Consider the following 340-nt stretch of genomic DNA (forward strand, 5'->3'; position numbering starts at 1 on the left):
CGGAGTAGCCGTATCCGGAGCCTTGTTTGCCGTGGCCGTGGACCTCGATGATCGTATCGTCGATATCGACCAGCACCCGCCCGGTGTCGATCCCCGACACCAGCACGGTCTTCTCCGCGAGGTTGCCCAGGAACCGCGAGGCCACGGCGTCGAGTTGCCGAACGTGCCCGAAGGTGAACTGACGAAGGAACGATCCCAGGGTCGACGGTGCATAGGGTCGATCGAATATCGTTCCCATCGCCCCGTGCCGCAGGATCGCCAGGTCGGCGATGCTGTCGGCGCCCGCGACCATCCCACCGACCAGCGAGGCGACCTTGCGGCCCGGGTTGGCGCCCTTGTC

1 pseudogene is annotated in these 340 nt (G+C 66.2%); it reads right to left on the minus strand.

Annotated features, from left to right (window positions below):
• A pseudogene (locus tag QM841_RS43745) lies at window positions 1–340 on the minus strand (IS1380 family transposase); the annotation flags it as partial.

The sequence above is a fragment of the Rhodococcus sp. IEGM 1307 genome (genome assembly GCF_030056915.1).
GTDB classification, from domain to species: domain Bacteria; phylum Actinomycetota; class Actinomycetes; order Mycobacteriales; family Mycobacteriaceae; genus Rhodococcus_F; species Rhodococcus_F opacus_D.